2 pseudogenes are annotated in these 1,979 nt (G+C 37.5%); both read left to right on the top strand.

What is annotated here, in order from left to right:
* A pseudogene (locus HMPREF2837_RS09505) lies at nt 1-425 on the top strand (VirB4-like conjugal transfer ATPase); the annotation flags it as partial.
* Nucleotides 426-435: 10 nt separating this feature from the next.
* Nucleotides 436-1,979: pseudogene (locus HMPREF2837_RS09510) on the top strand (peptidase M23); the annotation flags it as partial.

Raw genomic sequence — 1,979 nt, forward strand, 5'->3', positions numbered from 1 at the left:
ATTATATCTGGAATCAAATTGTAGAGAATCAAGGGAAATGTACTACATGGGTTTACTTTGATGAGATGCAGATTCTATTTAAAAATAAGGCTCAAGCAGACTTCTTTACTACGTTGTATTCACGGATTCGGAAATATGGTGCGATTCCAACAGGAATCACCCAGAACGTAGAAACGCTAGCTGCTGTTGAAGAAGGTCGGAAATTGCTCTCAAATAGTGAGTTTATGATTTTACTCAAACAAAAACCCCAAGATTTGGCTATCCTAAAAGAGATTGTCAATCTGACTGATAAACAGATTCGCTACTTATCGCGGCCAAAGGCTAAAGGTACTGGCTTAATCGTAGCTGGGCCAGTTGTAGTGCCATTTGAAAATCCAATACCAAAGAATACTAAGTTATATAACTTAGTCGCAACAGACGCTTAGGAGTCTCACTATGGATCAGGAGAAAGGCAGACCAAAAACAATCGGTCATAGGTTAGATCGAAAGCTAGAAAAAGTTCGTAAGAATTACCGAACGGTTCAACAAGATAGCGCAAAACAACTTACGAAGTTACAATCTCAGACTTACTCTAAACGTCAGTTGGTAAAGAAGAGTCGAAGCCAATTTCGAGCTTCTAAGAACAAGGTCAAGAAAATACAAAAAGAGTATAAGAGAATCCAAAAAGAGTACAAGAATATCCAGAAACAAGGAAGAAATCTTGGAAAAGAAGGAAAGGTACTTCGTCCAGAGGAAATTAAAAAGCAGGTTTTCCTTAAGCAGGAATTAGATAGAAACAATAAAAAACAGACATTCCTTAAGCAGGAATTGGATAAGGCGAAACTGGAGAAAAAAACTTCTAAAAGGACTTTTAAAGTCGCTCAAGAGGCTACTGGTGGTTCACGCAAGAAGAAGTTGCTCCGTGCTACTAAACAGGCTCTAGAACGATCAACCAGTCAACAGGCTAGCTCTGTTGCGCATCAGGATGATACACTATCAGATATAGCACGAGCTAAATATCGGTATCAGGATATTCAGATTCAAGGGAAACGAATCAAAACGATTGGGAAATATAGTGGTACACTTGGCCAAGGAATGGTTAAATCGAGCTATAGCTTTGGAAATAGAGCTTACAATAAGGCTAAAGGAAGAGGCTTCACTCGAACTCCAAGAGAATTTTCTTGGGAAGGAAAACTCTCTCGTCGTATTAAGGCCTATAAGCAACGCTTAGCTACTTCTAAAACAGGGAAAGTTGCTAAGAAAGCGAGGAAGTTCTACCGTGTAGGTTCTAAACCGCTTCAAGCTATTATCAAAAATCCATTTAGCTTAAAGGCTTATCTGATTGCTTTTGGTCTGCTTTTGTTTCTGGCTATACTTGGTATCGGTAGTTCAGGAATTACTCGTCAAGATGAATTTGATATGAATAATACCTGGTTGTATCTTTCAAAATTAGATCGTGAAAAATCGAATGACAAGGTAGATTATTGGACAAAAATTGACGATCCGCTTTTGTACTTGAATTATAAGTATGATGATATTTCAGATAAGCTTCGTATAGACGGGAATAAATATTTTTCACAACAGAATCGTGGAAAACTTTACTTAGATACCTTATGGAAGAATTTGAATGGGGATAAAGACAATCTTAAAACGATGGAAGAGCTTTATACCAAAAATAACCTCTATAAGCTTGATAAGGACGAGTTAGAGGAGTATAAAGAGCTCTTAGAAATTGCTAGAGATAGTGGAAAATATATGTTGCTTCAAGAACTAGATAATCCATTTTATACAGAAGAACAACCTGAATCGCAAGCACCGCTTCAGATTATTGAACGTTTTGGATATAAAACGAAGACGGAAGTTTTTAATGGATCTGTTTTGCAGGCCTCAGGAGGTCAGTCTCTGTTAGCTGTTTTAGATGGGAAAGTTGAAGTTAAGGGGAGTGACATAGAAATTAGTGATCAGGATTCCAAGTTTCTGTATAAGAACGTAGATACGAT

It is taken from the genome of Streptococcus sp. HMSC071D03 (assembly GCF_001812125.1).
GTDB lineage: Bacteria > Bacillota > Bacilli > Lactobacillales > Streptococcaceae > Streptococcus > Streptococcus pseudopneumoniae_N.